This window comes from Terasakiella sp. SH-1, from assembly GCF_004564135.1.
GTDB lineage: Bacteria > Pseudomonadota > Alphaproteobacteria > Rhodospirillales > Terasakiellaceae > Terasakiella.
In genome coordinates, this window is the sequence record NZ_CP038255.1 from 2,937,839 (window position 1) to 2,958,281 (window position 20,443).

Annotated in this window: 21 protein-coding genes and 1 tRNA gene; 6 read left to right on the forward strand and 16 right to left on the reverse strand. The window is 46.8% G+C overall.

The window, feature by feature from the left end; translation table 11 throughout:
• Positions 1-102 precede the first annotated feature (102 nt).
• A complete protein-coding gene (locus tag E4K71_RS13835) occupies positions 103-384 on the forward strand; it encodes a hypothetical protein (protein ID WP_135080567.1) in 282 nt (93 codons plus the stop codon).
• Here the strand turns inward: E4K71_RS13835 and E4K71_RS13840 are convergent.
• Positions 381-848, reverse strand: a complete 468-nt coding sequence (locus E4K71_RS13840; protein WP_135080569.1) for a hypothetical protein — start codon at positions 846-848, stop codon at positions 381-383. The two genes, E4K71_RS13835 and E4K71_RS13840, sit on opposite strands and share 4 nt — an antisense overlap.
• Before the next feature lies 1 nt (position 849).
• On the reverse strand, positions 850-1,230 hold the full coding sequence (locus tag E4K71_RS18600) for a hypothetical protein (protein ID WP_346504521.1): 381 nt from the start codon (positions 1,228-1,230) through the stop codon (positions 850-852).
• A 190-nt stretch (positions 1,231-1,420) separates the two neighbouring features.
• Here E4K71_RS18600 and E4K71_RS13845 point away from each other — a divergent pair, with 190 nt between their 5' ends.
• Together E4K71_RS13845 and E4K71_RS13850 are read left to right on the forward strand one after the other, a co-directional pair.
• Positions 1,421-1,876, forward strand: a complete 456-nt coding sequence (locus E4K71_RS13845; RefSeq protein ID WP_135080571.1) for a hypothetical protein — start codon at positions 1,421-1,423, stop codon at positions 1,874-1,876.
• Positions 1,877-2,164: 288 nt separating this feature from the next.
• Positions 2,165-2,515, forward strand: a complete 351-nt coding sequence (locus E4K71_RS13850; RefSeq protein WP_167730557.1) for a toprim domain-containing protein — start codon at positions 2,165-2,167, stop codon at positions 2,513-2,515.
• Here the strand turns inward: E4K71_RS13850 and E4K71_RS13855 are convergent.
• From E4K71_RS13855 to E4K71_RS13870, 4 genes are all read right to left on the reverse strand, one after another.
• Complete coding sequence (locus E4K71_RS13855) at positions 2,512-2,805, reverse strand: type II toxin-antitoxin system RelE/ParE family toxin (protein WP_135080575.1); 294 nt, start codon at positions 2,803-2,805, stop codon at positions 2,512-2,514. The genes E4K71_RS13850 and E4K71_RS13855 overlap by 4 nt on opposite strands.
• On the reverse strand, positions 2,805-3,053 hold the full coding sequence (locus E4K71_RS13860; RefSeq protein ID WP_167730559.1) for a type II toxin-antitoxin system ParD family antitoxin: 249 nt from the start codon (positions 3,051-3,053) through the stop codon (positions 2,805-2,807). Before E4K71_RS13860 ends, E4K71_RS13855 begins: the two co-directional genes overlap by 1 nt.
• Before the next feature lie 705 nt (positions 3,054-3,758).
• On the reverse strand, positions 3,759-3,968 hold the full coding sequence (locus E4K71_RS13865) for a hypothetical protein (protein WP_135080579.1): 210 nt from the start codon (positions 3,966-3,968) through the stop codon (positions 3,759-3,761).
• 577 nt (positions 3,969-4,545) lie between these two features.
• A complete protein-coding gene (locus E4K71_RS13870) occupies positions 4,546-5,094 on the reverse strand; it encodes an emp24/gp25L/p24 family protein (RefSeq protein WP_135080581.1) in 549 nt (182 codons plus the stop codon).
• Positions 5,095-5,201: 107 nt separating this feature from the next.
• Here E4K71_RS13870 and E4K71_RS13875 point away from each other — a divergent pair, with 107 nt between their 5' ends.
• Complete coding sequence (locus tag E4K71_RS13875; RefSeq protein WP_135080583.1) at positions 5,202-5,804, forward strand: hypothetical protein; 603 nt, start codon at positions 5,202-5,204, stop codon at positions 5,802-5,804.
• Here E4K71_RS13875 and E4K71_RS13880 read toward each other — a convergent pair.
• The 5 genes from E4K71_RS13880 to E4K71_RS13900 all read right to left on the reverse strand — a co-directional run bounded on the left by E4K71_RS13880 (position 5,801) and on the right by E4K71_RS13900 (position 10,758).
• Positions 5,801-6,280: a DUF2321 domain-containing protein gene (locus tag E4K71_RS13880; RefSeq protein WP_135080584.1), complete on the reverse strand. Its 480-nt coding sequence runs from the start codon at positions 6,278-6,280 to the stop codon at positions 5,801-5,803. The genes E4K71_RS13875 and E4K71_RS13880 overlap by 4 nt on opposite strands.
• Before the next feature lie 58 nt (positions 6,281-6,338).
• Positions 6,339-7,901 carry a hypothetical protein gene (locus E4K71_RS13885; RefSeq protein ID WP_167730561.1) on the reverse strand — a complete coding sequence of 521 codons (1,563 nt, stop codon included), beginning with the start codon at positions 7,899-7,901 and terminating at the stop codon, positions 6,339-6,341.
• 188 nt (positions 7,902-8,089) lie between these two features.
• Positions 8,090-8,164 (reverse strand) — tRNA-Gln (locus E4K71_RS13890).
• Between the two features lie 66 nt (positions 8,165-8,230).
• Positions 8,231-9,085: a 4-(cytidine 5'-diphospho)-2-C-methyl-D-erythritol kinase gene (locus E4K71_RS13895; protein ID WP_135080588.1), complete on the reverse strand. Its 855-nt coding sequence runs from the start codon at positions 9,083-9,085 to the stop codon at positions 8,231-8,233.
• On the reverse strand, positions 9,082-10,758 hold the full coding sequence (locus E4K71_RS13900; RefSeq protein WP_167730563.1) for a tetratricopeptide repeat protein: 1,677 nt from the start codon (positions 10,756-10,758) through the stop codon (positions 9,082-9,084). The genes E4K71_RS13895 and E4K71_RS13900 overlap by 4 nt, the downstream gene beginning before the upstream one ends.
• Positions 10,759-10,910: 152 nt before the next feature.
• On the opposite strand from E4K71_RS13900, the gene E4K71_RS13905 reads away from it, so the two are divergent.
• On the forward strand, positions 10,911-12,737 hold the full coding sequence (locus E4K71_RS13905) for a PAS domain-containing protein (RefSeq protein ID WP_135080592.1): 1,827 nt from the start codon (positions 10,911-10,913) through the stop codon (positions 12,735-12,737).
• A 53-nt stretch (positions 12,738-12,790) separates the two neighbouring features.
• A complete protein-coding gene (locus E4K71_RS13910) occupies positions 12,791-14,500 on the forward strand; it encodes a hypothetical protein (protein WP_167730565.1) in 1,710 nt (569 codons plus the stop codon).
• A gap of 59 nt (positions 14,501-14,559) precedes the next feature.
• Here the strand turns inward: E4K71_RS13910 and rodA are convergent, their stop codons facing one another.
• From rodA to E4K71_RS13935, 5 genes are all read right to left on the reverse strand, one after another.
• Positions 14,560-15,732, reverse strand: coding sequence for a rod shape-determining protein RodA (gene rodA / locus E4K71_RS13915; protein WP_135082080.1), 1,173 nt, complete (start codon positions 15,730-15,732; stop codon positions 14,560-14,562).
• 12 nt (positions 15,733-15,744) lie between these two features.
• Positions 15,745-17,619 carry a penicillin-binding protein 2 gene (gene mrdA, locus E4K71_RS13920; protein ID WP_135080596.1) on the reverse strand — a complete coding sequence of 625 codons (1,875 nt, stop codon included), beginning with the start codon at positions 17,617-17,619 and terminating at the stop codon, positions 15,745-15,747.
• Between the two features lie 9 nt (positions 17,620-17,628).
• Complete coding sequence (mreD, locus tag E4K71_RS13925; protein ID WP_135080598.1) at positions 17,629-18,138, reverse strand: rod shape-determining protein MreD; 510 nt, start codon at positions 18,136-18,138, stop codon at positions 17,629-17,631.
• Positions 18,135-19,109, reverse strand: a complete 975-nt coding sequence (gene mreC, locus E4K71_RS13930) for a rod shape-determining protein MreC (protein WP_240796815.1) — start codon at positions 19,107-19,109, stop codon at positions 18,135-18,137. The genes mreD and mreC overlap by 4 nt, the downstream gene beginning before the upstream one ends.
• Before the next feature lie 67 nt (positions 19,110-19,176).
• Positions 19,177-20,217 (reverse strand): rod shape-determining protein, encoded by a 1,041-nt coding sequence (locus E4K71_RS13935; RefSeq protein WP_135080600.1) that lies wholly within the window; start codon positions 20,215-20,217, stop codon positions 19,177-19,179.
• Positions 20,218-20,443: the final 226 nt, after the last annotated feature.

Below are 20,443 nucleotides of genomic sequence, written 5' to 3' on the forward strand. Positions count from 1 at the left end.
TCATCGCTAAACCTCACCGCTCTTTTGCTCATTGCTCTCCCAAGAAAATTAGCGGTGAAGGAAAAAGAAAGGTTGCTACACTGGCCTGATACGGAGGTCAGCATGTTTGCAGGAAAAGCCTATCAGGAAGGACTGGATTGTGGGGATCGGGATGCCCGCGCAGGGAAAGAACAACGCCGGCGTCCGTCTTTCTGGAAAGCTCTGTTGGGCGGGTCGGCCTATACCACCAACTTCATTCGCGGATATAACGATGGCTACCGCTCCGGTTGCCGGGGTAAAAAGATTGAAGAACACAGAGCGGAGGAATGGGCTTCACGGACGGAACGGTATGCGCAGCTAGGCCGTGGGCGGATGCCGGGGCGTGTGGATGAGCGGGAACATTAACCTGCACAACCACTATTTTTAAGCCGGAGCAGTAACTTTAAATCTTTTTCTTTCCCTCCTTGCTCTAGGACACTCCTAAGCTGGTGATAACCAATACCAAATCCAGCTAACTTATCCTTAATGCGACTTGGTACATTTCCTGAGTCTAAATTTGGGCAAGTAGTCTTGTTTATGCTTCCAAAGCCGAAACACAGAATTCCGTTTGGCACGGGCTGGTTTTTTGCATCTTCAATATAGCCATATATAGACTTCAAAATAGAATCTTTTTCCGAAACAAAGCGAATAAAATATTCCTCCTTTCCTTCAATTAGCAACCAATTTACAGGAATTATTTTTGGGTCAATCCAGCTTCTTTTAGGGTCTTCGCAATATACTGCTGAATCTTTAACATGGATGTCTTGAGCATTAACCTTGTCTGTACATAGAGAAATCGTCAGTAGTAAAATAAAAAGCCATTTGCCCATCTTAATCTTCCTTTACGTTTTTATCTTCTATCATTGACTGAAAAACCATTTGCTGGGATTTAAAGGTTTTCTCTGAATAATCCTTAACTTGATCCAAGGTTTTGCTGTGAAGCCAGAAAATTGTAGCACTTAAGAACTGTGAGACCACACCAGCTATCCCAGCAATCCATGCAGTGTTTTTATCCCCTGTTACCATGGAATAAATGATGGCAAAAAGAATTAGCCCAAATCCGGCATAACTTGCTCTCTGAGCAAGAGTGAAGGAGCGCTCAAGGTGCTCTTTGCTTTGCTCAACAAATTCATTGAATACTGATAGGTAATAAATGTGTGTTTTCTGTACCGCGTCTTCATCATCAGCAATATCTATAAGATGAATTTTGATATCTGAGTTTCTTGTCGCCTAAGACTCTTTCAAATCATCGTCAGAAATATCCATTAACGCCTCCTTTTGTACTAAACTTAAAATTTAAATATGTATACTTTTACAATTTTTAACTAAATAATATGCACAAACCTGAAGACTTCCTGCATGTGCAGTTCGGCACTTAAACATTCCGGTCTATGGTGCTTCCATGACTAAAAAACGCTTCTTTCATCCAGACGAACTTTCCGCCATTCGTAATCAATGCGATTGGCGCAGCCTCTTGGATGATTTGGGTGTCCGCGCGGATGTGAAAAAATGTACGGCGATAGAATTCTGGGGTTACTCACCTTTTTCTCCTGATGAGAAAACTGCCAGTTTCCATATGAAAGACCCCGGCGTGTGGTACTGCTGGTCATCCCACGCTGCCGCACCGGGGCGTGATACACCGGGCGGAGGGGTGATTGAACTCGTCCAAGCCATCCATGCCACGCGCAGGCAGGTGATGAAACTGAACGAAGCAGCCGCGTGGATTGTCGATCAGGGCTATTCTCAGGGGCAAAATCCTGCGCCCAAGAAAGCGGTGAAAAAGGAAGATGGTTCCAAGGTCAATAAACCCATTGAAACCGATTTGTTTCCGAAGCTCACCCTGCCCATCCTGCCTTAATGGAGCGTGGAATCAGCGAGGAAACATGCCGCTATTTGAGATGCGGATTCTTCGATGCAAAACGTGGCGCACTGGCAAAACGCCTTGTCTTTCAAATCGCTGGACCGTCTCCGAATTTAAAAGAGCGCACACTGCTCTCCCACATGGGACGGGCGACAACTGAAAAACAGGAGGGTCAAAAGAAAATGGCATTTTTACAAAGGGTTCAATCCGTCGCTCGAACTCTACAACATCGACAATCTCGTACTGGATGAGGCGGCACAAAACCAATTGAAGGCTACCGGACGAGTGGTTTTGGTCGAAGGTGCATTCGATGTCGCCAAGTGTGTGGAAGTCGATATCAAAAACATCCTCGCCACCTTCGGCGCTCGGCTCTATGAAGCCCAAGTAGCAAAACTAAAAGCTCTTGGCATCAAGCGGGCATTACTTTTCTATGACCGAGATAAAGCCGGGTTCGAAGGCTCAGGCCAAGCCGCCGAGCTTCTAGCAGAGCAAGGCATAGAGGCAGACATATTTGATTGGTCGCAGGAGTTTCAAAACTCAGTTGGAGAAACACGCCCTATCCCAGAAAGTATCACCGACCCGTGTGAGTTCAGTGTTGAGCAACTTAAATGGTTGCGAGCGAAGGGGGTAGTTTAAGAAAACTCTATCCGACGTATGTCGCGGCTGCCATGCCAGACACGCAAAATCATCACACCACCATCAATCACTTCATAAAAGATGACGTATTTCTTTGCAGGGAAACTGCGAATCGTTTTGCCGAACTCGTCACGTTCCCGTCCCATTCCCGGCGTGTCTGCTATTTGCTCAAACGCATCAGTTAGGCCAGCTAAAACATCCTCGGCAGCGGGTGTATTTTCTTCTGAAATATATTGGTAAATACTGGCAATGTCTGCCAGTGCCAGATCGGCGTAGCGAAGAGTAGCCATTAACTGTTTTTAGCGGCCTGTTTACGGACTCTTTGCATAAAATCGTCCCGATCATACTCGGAATATTGCCCTGCCTTCACTTGGTCTTGAGCCGCTTGTAAACCTTCTTGCAAGGCTTTGAATTTACCTTCTTCTGTATTCAGCAAATCAAGACCAGCCAGCACTACAGCATCCACCGACGGGTAGGCACCCGTGGCGACTTTCTCTTGAACCTGTTTCTCCGTTTCCGGCTTCAATGTAATGGGCATGGTAATTCCTTTCATGTCTCTATTCTAACAGATTGCCGATCAGAGCAAAGTGGAATCTACATGGGTATTTTCCCCATGCATCCGAGGTTTCACCCACCTTTCACCCACCTATGTTTAGGTGTGCCGCCAATGCTGGACGTTTTCCAGCTTTGCCTACGTTAATTGCACGGGGCTTTTTACACTGGCGCACGGCGCATCGCAGGACTGAAGGGTTCCTCGGTGCGCTACAAGAAAAAATGCAGACTTCCCCTAAGCTATGGATGCGAAGGTGAGCTTATGAAGGCATCGCCAGAATTATCACGATTGCTGGATCGAGTGCTTGATGGCCTACCAGATCGTGAGCAACGCCTGTACCGGTTCAATACCAAACAGGGCGAACTAACCGAAATCGAAATATCACCCTTCAGCCTTTGTCGTGTCTTCAATCAGAATGAAACCTTCGATGCTCCACAGGTGCAATCAGTTGCACGCATTCAAGGTCGGATAGGACGAAAGCCTGTGCTGGCGTTATTGCAGGTATACCGATCAACTCAAGATTACCGCGATATCACCAGTATCGAATGGCATATAGACAGCGAACAAGCCATCTGGAATAGCTTGTTCAGGTCAGCATTGCTCCAGACCTTACGCTTCTGGGCTTTGCGTCCATTCAGTTCAACATCTTCCAGAATAGCCATATTGAGAGCAGTTTCACGCGACCCAGCCCTAAATCTCCTTGAAGTGCTTGTCCAGCGTTGTGATGGACATTCTATCACCATCAATAGCAAAAACCTCTTCCAAGGTCATGGTCTTGTACTTGGGGCTTTTGCCATAGATAGAAGGTAGTTGCTCCAGCTTGTCGATATAATCAAGAATATCATGGCGGGTGTATTGATTGATGGGCTTGTCTTCAACAGCACGTAGGAAGAATCCCATGCGTGTCTTCATCTGATTGACAGAGTGCTCCTTGCTCTTCTTGGTTTTCGATGAGCCCCCTAAAGTTAATTCCCAACTTGCGTGCTCTTTTTGGGCACGCTGTTCCCATATTCAATCTAGCTATATCCTTGGTTTTCGGGGTTTACACTAAAAGAAAGAAGCAATCAAAAGATGGGAGGAATTTTGGGATTCCTCCCTTTTTGCTGGGTGGGGTTTTGCTAAAAGAAAGATGCACTCCTCAGCTCAATATTGTCTCTTTTAACAATTGGTAATTTTAACATTCCATTTTTGATTGTTGCTCACTGTGCGTTTTGCTACCCTCTCTTTAAATTGTAGGACACAATATAAAGCAACCTTAAAAATGAGTAAGAAAAAACAAGTAAAAGCCCCTGTTGCAGATGGGAAAGAGGTCGAATTCTATTCCGTATTTCTTAACGGTTGGATTACCAACCGAATGGAGATGGACAAGAGCTTATTGACTCTTTCCACTGCTGGAATTGGTGCGTTAATGCTATTAAAAGACAGCTTCAAAGACCAATTCGCATTTCATATATGGGTTGCGGCTGGATTAGCATTTTTAGCCTGTATAGGCGTTCTGTGTTCCGCAAGGCTTCAAATGAATATCAAATTCTTGAACATCAAATGTCTTCTGAATTTGATTACTGAATCCCATCAATTGCTTTTCAATTGTCTGGCGTTTTTGTTCATCCAACTGCTTGGCGATTTCAAGTGAGAAATTCACTTTCTTTTTCACCATCATACTGAATGAATTATTCACAACGAAATAATGACGTTCAGGAGAGCGTACAGTGTATTGAAACTGGAATTGACGCTTGCCACGGTTCACACCCTGACAGCGATTACGTTGACCAGCGTTATAGCGTCTTAAATCGGTTTCAGAGCAGATATAGGCATCCACATCGTCATAGACCTTATTGTAGACATAAACGGTTGCTCGAAGCTGGTCCCCTTGACCTACAGGAATAGGCTTCCACCACGTATTCCCCGCCGTTACCTCTACATATTCAGAAATCGGTGCAAAGGCAACCACAGGAGCCACATAAGCGGCTGCAAATGCCTGTGAACTCGCAAACAATGTTACTAAGAACGTCAATAAAATCCGCATAAAAAATCTCTTTAATCAACACCTTAGTCAAGGTAATCTAAAGTTGTTTAAATAAGCAACAATCTTTTTCAAAGTTTATTATTCTTACAATTGAGGGAAATAAATCTATGAAGTCAATGAATGATGTATGTGGCTATGACATTATTAAAATGAGAGATATATTCAGAAATTTCAGAGACATACCCATAGAGCATAAATACATAGATGGAAAATTCGAACTGGATAAAAAGCAATTTGATAGAGATTTTTTGATTGCTCAGTTATCCATTTCCTCAAATGAGGCAACTCATCTTTTAGACGCCCTGGTTAAAGATGGCTGGTTAGAAGTTGAGACCTTAACTCCAACTACCCAAGGAATGGCTCTAATTAATTTCGAGGACAGACCTAGATTATCACGTAAAGATGCTCAGAAAATTATGAGTGAGATTCTTGAATGGGCAGAAAAGACGAATAATGTAAAGGATGCACGAATCAAAATTAAATCTATAGATTTATTTGGAAGTTATCTCAGTTCTTCACCCGATTTAGGAGACATTGATTTAATACTAGAGTTTAACACATTAGATTTACCAGACCTTGAACCTGAAGATGAGGATTTAGAAGAGCAGCTAGTAAGCGAAGTTATGAATATTTCTGAATACATCAGCCTTCATTCTGCGTATGAAAAACTCTCTCTCGTAGATGCTACTTTTGAGAAAATCTTTCCTTAACCCAAAAGCATTTTCTTAGCTGTCTCGCTCGCAACACTGACCACGATGTCTTTCATTACAGAACCAGCACCACCGCTAACTTTCTTCAAAATCTTGTTGAACCGATGGGCAGCAACTTCTGTTTTTGGAGTGTCTCGAACCAAATCGTCCAGTGCCCCTTTGAGTTTATCTTTCTCCTCTGAATCAAGTTCGTCAAATTCTTCGGTTAACTCAATCGCCGCTTCTAATTTAGCTTTTGTCCAGGGAAACGCTTCTCCGCAAGAATGGCAGAAATTAGGAGGGGTATATCCACAAATACTAATCACACCTTCAACGTGATAGCTTCCTCGTATTGAGCTATTACAGCTAGGGCATTGAGTAATTGTTTCCGTTCCACAATCGCCACAGAATTTACTCATCAATTCACGAGAACCAGCAGTGTCACTCGTAGTCGAGTGACCATTCAAGCACACTTGAGCATTCTTATAGCAACCCATTCCATACCTCCATATTATCTGTATTGGTTAGCATAATACACGGAAATATAGAATCAGTTTATTTCATCAAATGGTCAATTTTGAGGCCAAGCTTCTTATAATTCAGCTTAGAGAGCTCCTTATACAAATCATCAATATCGTAATCTGTGTAAGCTTCGGTCTGAATTTCAGCAATTGCTAGTTCTCTATCGTGACCAGCAATCGCAGCAACCTTAAGGAAATCCATATTTGTTTTATTTCTGACGAACGTAATGAAAGTTCTTCTTAAACTATGGAAATCCCTCCAGCGTTCATATATGCCGCACTGGCGGCGATATGTGGTGAAGTGGCCTGAATATGTTTCTCCATACTTTTTAAGCCTCCCTGTGGGCGTTAAATCACCAAATATCTTTCCTTTTTTCTTCTTTTTGAAAAGTTTCAAGAAATCCAATTCAATTAAGTCAGGATGAACAGGTACTTGCCGTTTAGATTTTGGAGTTTTTACACGTCTTTCACCTTCGTCGTGAACAAGAAGATATGCTGTACCATCTTCTGTAAACTTCAAATCATCGTGTTCCAGTTGGGCGAGTTCTTCAAGCCTTGCTCCTGTGTAAAGGGCCATAACAGGAAGCCACCAATAAGAATCCCTTATTATCTCTTTACCCTCTAGGTATCTCTTGTTTTGATTTTGTGAAGAAGTACCCGTCCACTGAGGCGTTTGAAACAATTCGTTCAGTTGTTGAATTGACCATTTTGTACGTGTTTTCCCACCAGGAACAAAGCTGGAGTAATCAACGTCATCAAACAAATCGTCAATGTCATCTTTAGAAGCAAATTTCTTGGACTTACGAGCAGCCATAAAAACACTTTTGACGTGAGAGATATGTTTATCAATTGTAGGTGACGACATTGTTGGCGTATCGTTCTCTTTTGCCAGTTTAAGAACTTCCTGAGCAGTTCTTTCCTTGTCGTATTTGGATTTACCATATGTGTTTGGGAAATGCTCCAAAACACGAATATATTCAACGATATCCTCACGCTCATATTTATCGAGCTTTTTATCTCCCAAGATTTTGATGAAGACATCCACATAATTAATCTTATGGCGTTTGTTGTCATCCTGGAGATTTTTCTCACGCATATACTGATTGTAAAAATACTCACTAAGAGTGGGATAACGTTTACCAGTATCACTTTTTTCACTGACTGATTTCTTTAGGTCATCAATAACCTTATTGCTTTCTCGTCTCTCGACATCAACCTCTTTGATATACTTCTTGTGAACCAGGTCTTGCTTAAGACCAGCTATCTCCTTGTCATATCCCTTTTGAAGTTGCTGTGCGGCCCTGTCACGGAGTTCTTGATACATTTTGCGTTGTTCATCAAGCTTGCGTGTAAGTTTAAGCAAATCCTGTACACGCTCATTGATATAGCCAACAGCTTCCTGCTCAACTTCTTTCATTTCTTCTTCGTGAACGGTCTCCATCAGCTTGATTTGCTCTTCATAAAACTGAATTGCTGCATCAGTATTTTTGAACTTAACCAATTCCCTTACCCCCTCAATGATAAAACAGAATATTGAATAGCATTGACTGGCTTTTTTCTTAGCAGTCTTGCGGCAAGATGTCTTGAGAGTTTTCACAACCTCCTTTTTAGGGAGGATTTCAACGAGGTCGGTAGGGATTCGACATCGGAAGTAATACGTCTTATGTCTGAGCAGCGTATAGTACATAAAAGAAAAACCTTGATACACGTTCCTGTAACACAGGTTTGCATATCAAGGTTTATCTAAAACTCGTAAGTTTCTGAAAAGTCAGAAAACTCACTTTTTGGCTGGGGCACCAGGATTCGAACCTGGGGATGACGATACCAAAAACCGTTGCCTTACCGCTTGGCGATGCCCCATCAATGTGGTGGCGCGGAACATACGACCAAAATTTTAAAAGCGCAAGAGGATATTTCAAAAAAAAATCAAATTATTTTTCCAATAGAAATCCACCATTCAGGATAAGCTGATTTCAAGCCTTTTTGCGCCTGTTGTGCCTGTCTTTCCGTATCAAACAAGGCAAAGCATGTCGCCCCACTGCCTGACATGCGGGCTAAGCGACATTCTTCTTGCCCCTCAAGGGCAACCAAGACATCCTGAATTTGCGGAGCAATCGTAATAGCAGGCGCCATCAAATCGTTATGACGTTCTGCCAGCCCTTTATAGAAGCCTTTCAAGTCATACTCCCCAACCATAGGAGACGATGGACTAAAGCCACCTGTACGCGCCTTAAAAACAGCTGGGGTCGAAACAGCCACCATTGGGTTTACAAGGACCATCCAGCATTCCGGCAACGGAGGCAAAGGTGTGATCTTCTCTCCGATTCCCGCCACATGATTGGCATGGGCTTTCATGCAGATCGGAACATCCGCCCCCAAAGATAAAGCCAGTTCTTCCATTCCTACAGGATCAGGAAACACATTCCATAATTGACACAAACCTTTCAAGGCTGTGGCCGCATCCCCTGAGCCCCCACCAATACCGGCTGCGACAGGTAAACGTTTATCCAACGTAATTTTGGCACCGGCTTCAATCTTACACAGTTTTTGTAATCCCTGTGCTGCACGCATCACCAGATTATCATCCTGGCCCCCGTCCAGATAAGGAGCCATTTCCCCGGTGATGGACAAGGATAAAGTATCAGCAGGTTCAAAGGTCAGCACATCACCGGTTTGCGCAAAGGCAATGAGGCTATCGAGTTCATGATAACCATTGGATCTTTTACCCGTTACATGCAGGTAAAGATTGACCTTGGCATAAGCCGTCAGGGTGATGGTCATTCTTCAACCAGGCCGCTTTTAATTTTCTGTTCAATGATCACAAGGATATCGTCATCCGGGTTCAAACTCTTGGCCCGATACCATTGGAAACGCGCTTCACGATTACGCCCGACTTTCCAATAAGCATCCCCCAGATGGTCATTAATCACCGGATCAGACGGTTGCAATTCCACAGCGCGTTCCAGATGGGGAACGGCCCTTTCATAGTCCCCGATACGATAAAGCACCCAGCCCAGACTATCCACGATATAACCATCACGCGGGCGTTGGGCGACAGCCTCTTCAATCATTTTTTGCGCTTTTTCCATATTGCGCCCAATTTCAATCCAGGAATATCCCAGATAGTTCAAGACGAAGGGCTGCTTGGGTTCCAGCTCCAATGCCTTAAGGAACAAAGGTTCGGCCTCATCCCAGCGCTTCAAGCGTTCCAGAGTAATGCCGCGAGAATAAAACAAATTCCAATGGTGTTTGCCAACATTATCCCCGATCAAGGCAATCGCCTTGGCATAAACGGCTTGAGCCTTTTCAAAATAATCACGATGGCGCAACACATCGCCCAAAGTCACCAATGCTTCCAGACGTTCGGGATGCTGTTTGACCATCTCTTCCAAAATCTGGATTGCATCATCGGTTTGGCCGATATCATCCAAGTTTAATGCCATACGCAAACGTGCCGACCAGGAAAAAGGGTTTGTCTTGGGGATCAAGGCATAGACTACATTGGCATCCTTGTAGCGTTCATCACTTTCAAGAATTTCAGCAACCAGAATTTGCGCAAGGGGAAAATCCGGTTTCACCCGCAGGGCCAGGCGTCCCATAATAAGTCCGGCCTGGCGGGTACTGTGCGAACGCAACGACGAAGACAAACCAAACAAGGTTTCAGCCAAACCGTCCTGCACCGAAATGGCCGGACGATCTTTCAAAACACCACTGTTGAGGTCATCCAGTACCGCCTGAATATAAAGCGAGTCGGGATGAGCATTGAAATAGGCTTGATAAACCGCCAGTGCCTCTTCCATCCGGTCTTGCTTCACCAACATCGTACCGTAAAGTTCTGCCAAACGCAGGGACATGCCATTGGGGCCTTCAGCCGCTTTTTTATAATGGGTTTCTGCCGCTGTCAGCTGACCGCCAAATTGATTGAGCAATCCGGCATGTAAGTGATAAAGCGCTTCCAGCCCTTCTTGTTTTTTAAAGCCATCCAAAGATTTCAGTGCGGCATCCGCCCCCTTGTTGGCCGCAATCAACCAGGCATGGATCAAGGGCTTGATATAAGCACCTAGCCCCTTGTCAGACAGCTCGTCTGCCCCTTTCAGGGCCTGTGCCATATCCCCGCTAACAACGTCTTCAACAATCAAGACCACACGGGCCATGAGATGATCTGTAGTCAGTTTCTGCGCAATGTCAGCCGCTTCATCCAAACGACCTTCCCCTGCAAGAATCGTAAAGAGCTGCCGGTTCAAGTTTTGCCCCAACTGTTCAGGGAGATCAGGCGTGGTTTTTGCCGACGACAAAAAATCAGCCGCCTCTTTCATCTGACGGTGGCGCACGGCATACTGGCCAACCAGATAATCTGAAAAAGAAGAAGCCCCCGGTTTTAAAGGAGGGGCGCTTGGCTCCCCTGCCGTTGTACACCCGGTTACTAATAACGGGGCACATATGAGTGTGCTCATCAGAAAGTTCTTAAAGCGCAAAGACGACACGGGGATACCTTTAGTTTTTTTAGTTTCTCCACAGCAGTGTAGCCGAGCGATGAGCCATGGTGCAAACTCATAAATAGTTTTTTTATAATTATTACGGTATCTTGCATAAAAAAAGATGTTGAATGGATAAAATGGATCAATTTTCTGAAATCGCATTAGACCACTGGTTTGAAACCAGTCCTGATCTCTTGTGCGTTCTTGATAAAAATCTGAATTTCAGAAAACCGACCCCATCCTGGCACATGGCAACCGGGTGGGATCTTGATGAATTATGTCACACATCGCTTTTTGACCTGATCCATCCAGAAGACCATGACGTTCTGCGACAAAAACTGACCTTTTTGCTCAACAGCACCATGCCTGTGCGCTTTGAATGCCGACTGGTTAAAAAGGATGGAAACCTGCTCTGGCTGGATTGGTCCATCGCCCTGAAAGAGCCCTATCTTTTTGCCACTGCGCGCAATATCAATGCGACAAAACAGAAAGAAACGCTTGCCCAAAACGACATTCGCCTTTTGGAACTGGCTGAACAAACCGCACGGGTTGGTCATTGGCGACTGGACACAGCAACCGGCCTGCTGGACTGGTCTACAGAAGTTTTTAACATTTTTGGTCGCCGTCCCAATAAATCACAAATCACACTGGATGATTTTATTGATGCTTTTTCTGGAACCCATCAAAAAAATATGTGGAACCAGATTCAGCAAGCCATGCATAATGCCACTGAGATCAATACCGAACTGGTGATCAAACGCGATGATGCACAACGTCGAACCGTGGCTATACGCGCCGTTTGTGAAACCGATGACACTAATCTGGTCAGCGGCATATTCGGCATTATTCAGGATGTAACCGAAGAACGGCTTCATCAGGAAAAGATGCGTAAAAAAGAAGAGCTTCTTTCTCTGGCTTTTCGCGCCACATCCGACGGCATTTGGGACTGGGATTTACAAAGCGATCAAGTGTGGTTTTCCCCACAATGGAAAGCCCAGCTTGGTTATGACGATGATGAAATCAGCAATCATTTTGACAGTTGGGCCAATCTGATCTTTGAAGAAGACCGCCTTAAGGCGATGGAAGAACTGGACGCCCATTTCCGTGGGGAAACAGACCGTTTTGAAATGATCCAGCGTTTTCGCCATAAAAAAGGCCATACAGCCTTTATTCTGGTACGCGGTTATGCCTTGCGCGATGAACAAGGCGCTGCGGTACGTATGATTGGGGCACATACCGATATTACAGAACTAAAAAAACTGGAACAGGCCAAATCTGAATTCAGCGCCATTGTCTCCCATGAATTGCGCACCCCCTTAACCGCACTGCGCGGCGCTATTGGTTTGATGAACACCCATTACAGTGATCAAATTCCAGACAAACTGCAAAAACTGGTTTCTTTAGCCAATAGCAATTGCGAACGCCTGACTTTACTGGTCAATGATATTCTCGATATTGACAAGCTGCAATCAGGGCGGATGGATTTTGATATTCAGCCCATCACGCTTGCCCCCTTCATTACAGAAGTCGGGGAAAGCCATACTTTGTATGCCAAACAATATGATGTCTTGCTGGATTGGGAAACAAGCAACGAAAGCCTTTGCATTCTTGCCGATTGTGATCGCCTGATGCAGGTCATGGCAAACTTGGTCTCCAATGCCATTAAATTTTCAAACAAAGGCGATACGGTTAAGCTGCGCAGCTATATCCAAAATGAGAAAGTTGCCCTTTGCGTTATTGATACAGGAGCGGGAATCCCTCGTGACATGCGCCATAAGATTTTTGACAAATTCATTCAGGCTGACAGTTCTGACCAACGCCATAAAGGGGGCACGGGACTCGGCCTGACCATTGCCAAGGCTATGGTTGAAAAAATGAACGGCGATATATCCGTAATTTCCAAAGAAGGCGAGGGCTCAACCTTTACCGTCCTTTTACCGCTTGTTGAGGGGTAATCCCTTTTAAAATCGGCTTTTTCCTGCAATACTATACTGACGTATAAGGATAAATGCATCAGAGTCGCCCCATGACAAGCTTTTTCCAATCTCTTCTTGATCGTCTATTCGGTCAAAGTGAACCCGAAGAAGAATTGCCCGATGACGGCGGTCTGGCGGAATTTGCCAAACAATATGCCAAACAACTGGCCGATGAAGCCAAATACGGCAAACAAGACGCCGTGCGGGCCGAGGATGTTTTGCACGTCCAGCAAGGCCGTCATGGCAGTCGAGCCTATTTGCTGGATACCACAGATTTCATTAATGCCATTGTGAAAGAGCTTCGTCTCAGCGTTGCACCAATCACCGAAGGGATCCTCAAAACCCGCTGTGGTGACAAGGGCACAGGCTATATGCATGTCGGCGCATTTTATGCCTTTCATATTCCCCCCAGCAACCCGTTGGATGAATATAATCATGCCATCACCATTATTGACGAGATTGGGCGTAACCTTTTAGGGGACCGTTACCTAACAGGGGAAAAACGCATCAATGTTCCCGTCGCAAAAATCCCGCCACAGGATATATTGAATAAAGACGGTAGCTTTAATATCAAAAAAGCCAAGAAAGTTATGAAACTGGTACGGGCAACAAAAACGCACGGCCCCGCAGATGTGAACATTAAAAAGAACGAAGTGCTTGCCAGCGAAGGCTCCCCCCAATGGCAACCCAATAAACTTGTCAAAATGAATAAAGATCTGGGCGACTGGCAAAAGCAGGAACTTGACCACCCCCAAGAAGAAGCCAAAGAATGGGAAAACATCACGCCGAATGAAAAACAGGATCAAGAGTTAGGCGATTGGGAAACCATTGAACATACGGCCCCCGACACAGAACAGAAAGACGGGTCCCCCCTTGAGCGCACACGACAAGAAGCCAAGACAGAACAAAGCTGGAATGTTATCGAGCCACAGCAGCCCCCTGCCCCACCACCAACCCTGCCAAAAAATAAGAAGATAAAGAGCGATGATACAACGGTTCGCCCCACCAGTTTGCGGCAACTCGGCACCATTGCCTTGGCCTTTCGCCCCACCTGGGATTCAAAACAACAGGCCATTAATAGCTATGCTGGCTATATCTATCGCCAGAATGAGGGGTCGGTTTTTCAAGGTGACGACATCTATCCCCAAGATGGCAATGAAAAGGCCATTCACCGCATTGACAAGGCCATTACCAAACAAGCTGCACAACATTTAAAACTAGCCGGGCAAGTTGATCAAAAGCACATAATCCTTCCCCTGCATCTAAAAAGCTTGATCGCCAAGGGCAGTCGTTCCCCCTTAAAACCGTTGCGGGATTTGGATCTGGCACACCGTCGGGCCTTGTGGGTTGAAATTGTCGGCATTGATGAAACAACCTCAATAGATGAAATCAGCCATGCATTGGAACAGCACCAAAACAGTTTTGCAAAAATGGGCTTGCGCTTGAACCTGTTGGCCTTAAACCCCTTTTTAATTCAAGGATCACAGCTTGATTTTCTCAGTTGTACCTTGGGGGCGATCAATATACCGACCCTGAATATGGGAGAAGAACTTGCCCGTTTATCCGTAACAGCCAAACAAAATAAACAGCTTTTATGCTGCTGGGGCCTGCGCAGTCATACGGATATCGAAGTGGCTTTACGTGCAAGAAGCCGCCTGATCAACGGTAACGCACTTGCCAAAGATATTCCCAAACCAGGCAAGGTCCTGCCCTTGCCCTTAAAAAAGATTATGGCACGATAAGTTTAAAGCGTGTCGCGAAAGCGGAAATCTCCCAGACCAAGGCCCGGGATGATACTTCCTTAAAGTTCCTCATGTTCGCCTTTACGCGAGATCGTAACGTCACGATGAACTGAAACACTCAACAAAAGACCAAAGCTGAACAGGATAGAAATCATCACCGTCCCACCATAAGAAATCAACGGCAGCGGTACACCCACAACCGGCAGCAACCCCATGACCATGCCGATATTGATGAAGATATAAAGGAAAAAGGTCGTTGTCATCCCCAAGGCCACCAAGCGGCCATAGATATTGCGTGACCGCATGGCGATGGCATAGCCATAGATCAATAACAGCAGGTAAAGCCCCATCACAGCCAAACCACCAATCAAGCCGTGTTCTTCTGCCAACATAGTGAAAATAAAGTCCGTCTGTTTTTCCGGCAGAAAGTTCAAGTGACTTTGCGATCCTTGCCCAAAACCTTTGCCTGTCATCCCGCCTGAGCCAAAGGCGATCTTGGATTGCATAATGTGATAGCCCGCCCCCAACGGATCATTTTCCGGATTAAGGAAGGTCAACACCCTTTTCTTTTGGTAGGTATGCAGGAACTGCCAAGCCACAGGGATCGCCGCCAGTGCCGATATACCGACAAGGGCAAATTTCCACAGCCGGACCCCGGCCAGGAAAAAGATCACGCCACTGCCCAGAATCAACATCAAGGTTGTGCCCAAATCCGGCTGACGCAAGATTAAAACCGATGGCGCAGCAACCATAAACAACGGGACAAACAGGTAGGGAATGCTTTGAATTTCTTCAAGTGATCGACCATGGAAATACCGCGCCAAGGCCAGCACCAGCGTAATTTTCATCAGCTCAGAAGGTTGTAACTGGAAAAAGCCCAAGCTGATCCAGCGTTGTGCGCCCATCCCGATGGAGCCTTTGACTTCCACACCGATCAGCAGACCAAGGGCAATAAAATAAAGCACATAGGAATAGCGCAGCCACAGCCGAATATCGGTCAAGGCCACCACAAACATAATGACAAGCCCCCCACCAAAACGGATCAACTGACGCTTGGCCCATGGGTCCCAGCTCCCGACAGAACCCGGCACATTCGGATCAGCAGGTGCTGCAGAATACAGCATGGCAAAACCGACGCTTGCCGTACAGATCAAGAGAAAGACAAAACCCCAATTGAGTTCCAGAATTTTACGACCCAATGTCAGCTTGTCATGGCCGAGGCGATAACGCATCATGATGTAACCTTATGCCTCCTTCTCATCTTTTTTCGGGGCAACCACAGGCTCACCGCGTGATGATTCACGACGTTGGGCCTCCAGCAAAATATCACGCACCACCGGGGCAGCTGCTTTGGAGCCTGACCCACCGTGGGCCACAACCACAGATGCGGCATAACGTGGATTGTCATAAGGGGCAAACCCGACAAAAAGGGCGTGGTCGCGCAGCTCCCACGGCAATTCACTGTTTTTCAAAACACGTGTGTCCCGTTCCGCCTTGGAAATCCGGCGAACCTGTGCTGTGCCTGTTTTTCCCGCCATGCGAAATTCATGTTCTTTAATGCGCGCCCGAAAGGCCGTCCCCCCCGGCACATTGGTCACGGCATTCATACCGCGCTGAATAATTTTCAGGTGATGTGGTGAAATGCCCAATGGCTCAAATTCTTTACGGACAGGAACTTCTATACCTTCGCTGGTGGTAATCTTGCGGGTTAAATGAGGTATCACTTTCTTACCACTGACCAGACGTGCAGTCATGACCGCCAATTGCAGCGGGGTGGCTAGAACATAGCCCTGACCAATCCCGGTAATCAGCGTCTCCCCCCCTTGCCATGGTGCGCCAATGGTTGCCAGTTTCCAGTCTCGCGACGGCATCAGGCCACTACGTTCACCCGGCAAATCCAATCCGGTTTTTTCCCCAACTCCCAAACGTTTCGCCATATCATGAATACGGTTAATGCCGATACGTTTGGCAATTTCATAGAAATAGATATCGCAGGAATGCATATGGGCCTGCACCATATCCATCGGACCATGCCCACCTTTTTTCCAGCAGTGAAAACGCGCCGTGCCCAAATCCATATGGCCTGTACACATAATTTTTTGCGAGGGTGTAATCACCCCTTTTTCCAAAGCTGCCAAGGCCACCACCATTTTAAAGGTGGACCCCGGTGCATATTGCCCGGCAATCGCCTTATTGGTCAATGGGCCACGCGGGTTGGTAATCAACCCTTGCCATTCCTTATGGGACAGTCCCCGGTTAAAAGCATTGGGGTCAAAGCTGGGGTTTGATGCCATGGACAACACTTCACCTGTATGAATATCCATGACCACAGCGGCGGCGGCTTCATTGCCCAAACGTTCTGCCGTCATTTCCTGCAAGCCGGCATCCAGCGTCAGCATAATCTCTGCACCGGGCTGACCTTCTTGACGTTCCACTTCCTGAATGACCCGGCCCAAGGCATTCACTTCTACCTGTGAAGTTCCACCCGTACCGCGCAATTTCAAATCATGAAGGCGTTCCACCCCGGATTTACCAATGCGAAACCCCGGTAATTCCAACAGCGGATCACCCTTGGCATCTTTTTCCGTCACCGCCGCCACATAGCCCAACACATGGGCCGAATAATGGCCCTTGGGGTAATGACGCGTCTGGCCGACATCAATCTCAGTCCCCGGCAGGTCTGGCGTATTGACCTCGATCTGAGCAACCTCTTCCCATGAGAGGTTTTCGCGTACTGTTACAGGGACAAAGCTGCGTTTGCGCTTAATCTCTTTAAGGATTTTTTTCTTTTCTTTTTCACTGATTTCAATGACTTGCCCCAGTGTATCGAGCGTCCCCTTGGGGTTGCCATTGGTATCTTCTGCAGTGATAATAACCCGGTAGTTTTGCTCATTGGCCGCCATTTCTTCGCCAAAGCGATCCACGATGCGCCCACGTGGTGGGGGCAACAAACGAATGGAAATGCGGTTTTCTTCGGCCATGGTTTTAAAGCGCGGCGCTTCAACCACCTGCAAATAATACATCCGACCAACCAGTGCAGACAACAAAACCAGCTTGCCGCCACCAAGAACGGCCGCGCGCCTGCTAAATAGTTTTGATCTGTCTGATCCGCGTTGCATATTCACCCTTTATCGCAAAACAGAGCGCTGCCAACGCCCCATCACCCATGCCATCGGCGGATATAGCCCCATGGTCATGAAATACTGGAAAAAGACCGGCCCTGGTGCCATCAGATGCACGTGATAAGCCGATAATAACAACCAGGCTTGCACAGCTGCCCCGGCGGCAATGATGCTAAAACCAAGCCATTCCACCAGAAAGGTTTTCCCCAAAAAGAAACGCCGTTGCCCCAGAACTACACCGAACACGGTCAAATAGACAATCGTATTAAGCCCCATGGGCGCGCCACTTAAGGCATCTTGTAAAATACCAATGCTGAATACCGCCAAAATCGGAAATAAATCCGGGCGAAAGACCGTCCAATGAAAAACGCCCATTAAAGCCAGTTGTGGCACAATGGAACCATAGCCGGGAATATGTGTGGGAATGACACTGAGCAAAATCAAGACAACCGACAATCCCACAGGAGAAATATTGCGCGCCCAAAGGTCAAGACGCTGCCAAAAGGCCGGTTTCATGGCTCTGACGGTCTCCTCTCTGTCCCCGGTTTGGGCACAACGGTTTTCATTTCAGGTGTTGGTGCTTTGACAGCAGGGGGCGTTTTCACCGGAATATCGTTTTTCGGCAAATCCGTCTTTAAACGGTTGCGATCCAAAATCCCTTCCAGCCCATAATCAATGATACGCACAATTTCCAAACGCGACGTATCGACATAAAGCGTCACTTCGACAGAGACATCATCAACCGCAGAAATCTGGCCAACCGGAATACCTTGCGGGAAAGCCCCACCATGACCGGACGTCACAATACGATCCCCCGGCGATACAATCGTGCCCGGTGGCAATTTTGTCAAAATTGGCTTATCTTCATTACGTCCAGCCATAATCCCACGTGCACGGGAACTTTCAATCATCACCGGAATGCGGCTGTTTAAGTCCGACAACAACAACACACGGGCAGAACGGTGCGCCACACCGGCAATCCGGCCCACCAGCCCCTCGCCAGTGACCACAGCTTGGCCGTTTTGCACCCCTTCACGGTTGCCCGCATAGACCAGCATACTCTCAGAAAAAGTACCCCCGTCATCAGAAATCACGCGTGCAGCCTGATAGCTTGCTTCAGGTCCAATATTGAAATTCAGCAATTCACGCAGGTTTTCGTTTTCTGCCTGCACCTTGCGGGCCACCGTCTGCCATTGTAACAAACGCTGGTTTTCAGCCTTTAACCGGACATTCTCATCATGAATGGAAAGAAACTGGCGTCCTTCATCCAAATAAGCACGCACGGTTTCCGCAGGTTCTGCAACGGCTTCAAGGATCGGGGCAAAGGCATCATTGATGCGCGCACGAGCCTCTTCAACGATGATGGTTTCCGCTTTCCCCAGCATCATCAGGCCAAACGCCGCCAAGATCAGCCCGAGATATGCAAATCTCTGCAGCAGATGACGGATGACATCAACCCGTGTCGGTGCGCCTGGTCCGGTTTTCACCAAGAGAAAGTTCCCCTTATCCTCAAGTCAAAAGCGCCTCAACTTATGTGAAGCGCTTTTTTCGTTATTAGTACATAGAGGACAGTACATGCTTGAGCTTTTTCATTTCCTCAAGCGAGCGTCCTGTTCCCAACGCCACACAAGACAGTGGGTCATCGGCAATGGAGACCGGTAGCCCTGTTGAATGACGCAATACAAAATCCAGGTTTCTAAGCATCCCGGCCCCGCCTGTCAGCACGATACCTTTATCCACGATATCAGCGGCCAGTTCCGGTGCAGTATTTTCCAGCGCCACTTTACAGGCTTCGATAATCGCGCCAACCGGCTCAGTCAGGCTTTCTGCGATTTCACGCTCAGAAATCACCAATTCTTTCGGCACGCCATTCATCAGATCGCGGCCCTTAATTTCCATGGTGCGGCCTTCGCCATCTTCCGGCGGACAGGCAGACCCAATTTCTTTCTTGATACGCTCAGCCGTACCTTCACCCACCAGCAGGTTATGTGTGCGACGAATGTAAGCGATGATCGCTTCATCCATCTTATCACCACCAACACGAACGGAACGGGCATATACGATACCGCCCAGTGAGAGGACGGCAACTTCTGTCGTCCCGCCACCAATATCCACAACCATGGAGCCTGTCGGTTCTGTCACCGGCAAGCCGGCACCGATGGCAGCAGCCATAGGTTCTTCAATCAACATCACTTTACGCGCCCCTGCGTTTTCAGCAGAGTTTTGGATGGCGCGGCGCTCAACGGCAGTGGAACCGGAGGGCACGCAAATCACAACCATCGGGGCAGCAAAGCTGCGGCGGTTATGCACTTTACGGATAAAGTGCTTGATCATTTCTTCGGCAATTTCGAAGTCGGCGATTACACCATCACGCAGGGGACGGATCGCCTGAATGTTACCCGGTGTACGGCCCAGCATCTGCTTGGCTTCTTCACCCACGGCCAAGACTTGTTTTTTGCCCATATTATCGGCAATGGCAACCACGGACGGTTCATTGAGAACAATCCCTTTACCTTTGACATAGACCAGTGTGTTTGCAGTCCCTAGATCAATTGCCATGTCAGCGGACAGAACGCCGAACAGTTTTGAAAACATCTTGCCTCAACTCTTGTTTTACAGGCCAAGCCCAAATAACCCAAATAGCCCTTCGAATACGTATTTCGAAAAACCGATTAACCTTTATAAGAAGTCATGTTGCGCAATGCTAGTCCTTATAACGAGTCGCCTGCATTTTTTTTGCATTTTTTGCGTCCATTTCAGACTTCTTAACTCATGCATGATGGAACAAGAAGGTTAACAAATCATGATGATCACAAAAAAA

Coding starts and splice junctions, on each gene's coding strand:
- E4K71_RS13835 (WP_135080567.1), top strand. CDS start 103: ATGTTTGCAGGAAAAGCCTATCAGGAAGGACTGGATTGTGGGGATCGG.
- E4K71_RS13840 (WP_135080569.1), bottom strand. CDS start 848: ATGGGCAAATGGCTTTTTATTTTACTACTGACGATTTCTCTATGTACA.
- E4K71_RS13845 (WP_135080571.1), top strand. CDS start 1,421: ATGACTAAAAAACGCTTCTTTCATCCAGACGAACTTTCCGCCATTCGT.
- E4K71_RS13855 (WP_135080575.1), bottom strand. CDS start 2,805: ATGGCTACTCTTCGCTACGCCGATCTGGCACTGGCAGACATTGCCAGT.
- E4K71_RS13860 (WP_167730559.1), bottom strand. CDS start 3,053: ATGCCCATTACATTGAAGCCGGAAACGGAGAAACAGGTTCAAGAGAAA.
- E4K71_RS13865 (WP_135080579.1), bottom strand. CDS start 3,968: ATGGGATTCTTCCTACGTGCTGTTGAAGACAAGCCCATCAATCAATAC.
- E4K71_RS13870 (WP_135080581.1), bottom strand. CDS start 5,094: ATGCGGATTTTATTGACGTTCTTAGTAACATTGTTTGCGAGTTCACAG.
- E4K71_RS13875 (WP_135080583.1), top strand. CDS start 5,202: ATGAAGTCAATGAATGATGTATGTGGCTATGACATTATTAAAATGAGA.
- E4K71_RS13880 (WP_135080584.1), bottom strand. CDS start 6,280: ATGGGTTGCTATAAGAATGCTCAAGTGTGCTTGAATGGTCACTCGACT.
- E4K71_RS13895 (WP_135080588.1), bottom strand. CDS start 9,085: ATGACCATCACCCTGACGGCTTATGCCAAGGTCAATCTTTACCTGCAT.
- E4K71_RS13900 (WP_167730563.1), bottom strand. CDS start 10,758: ATGAGCACACTCATATGTGCCCCGTTATTAGTAACCGGGTGTACAACG.
- E4K71_RS13905 (WP_135080592.1), top strand. CDS start 10,911: ATGGATAAAATGGATCAATTTTCTGAAATCGCATTAGACCACTGGTTT.
- E4K71_RS13910 (WP_167730565.1), top strand. CDS start 12,791: ATGCATCAGAGTCGCCCCATGACAAGCTTTTTCCAATCTCTTCTTGAT.
- rodA (WP_135082080.1), bottom strand. CDS start 15,732: ATGCGTTATCGCCTCGGCCATGACAAGCTGACATTGGGTCGTAAAATT.
- mrdA (WP_135080596.1), bottom strand. CDS start 17,619: ATGCAACGCGGATCAGACAGATCAAAACTATTTAGCAGGCGCGCGGCC.
- mreD (WP_135080598.1), bottom strand. CDS start 18,138: ATGAAACCGGCCTTTTGGCAGCGTCTTGACCTTTGGGCGCGCAATATT.
- E4K71_RS13935 (WP_135080600.1), bottom strand. CDS start 20,217: ATGTTTTCAAAACTGTTCGGCGTTCTGTCCGCTGACATGGCAATTGAT.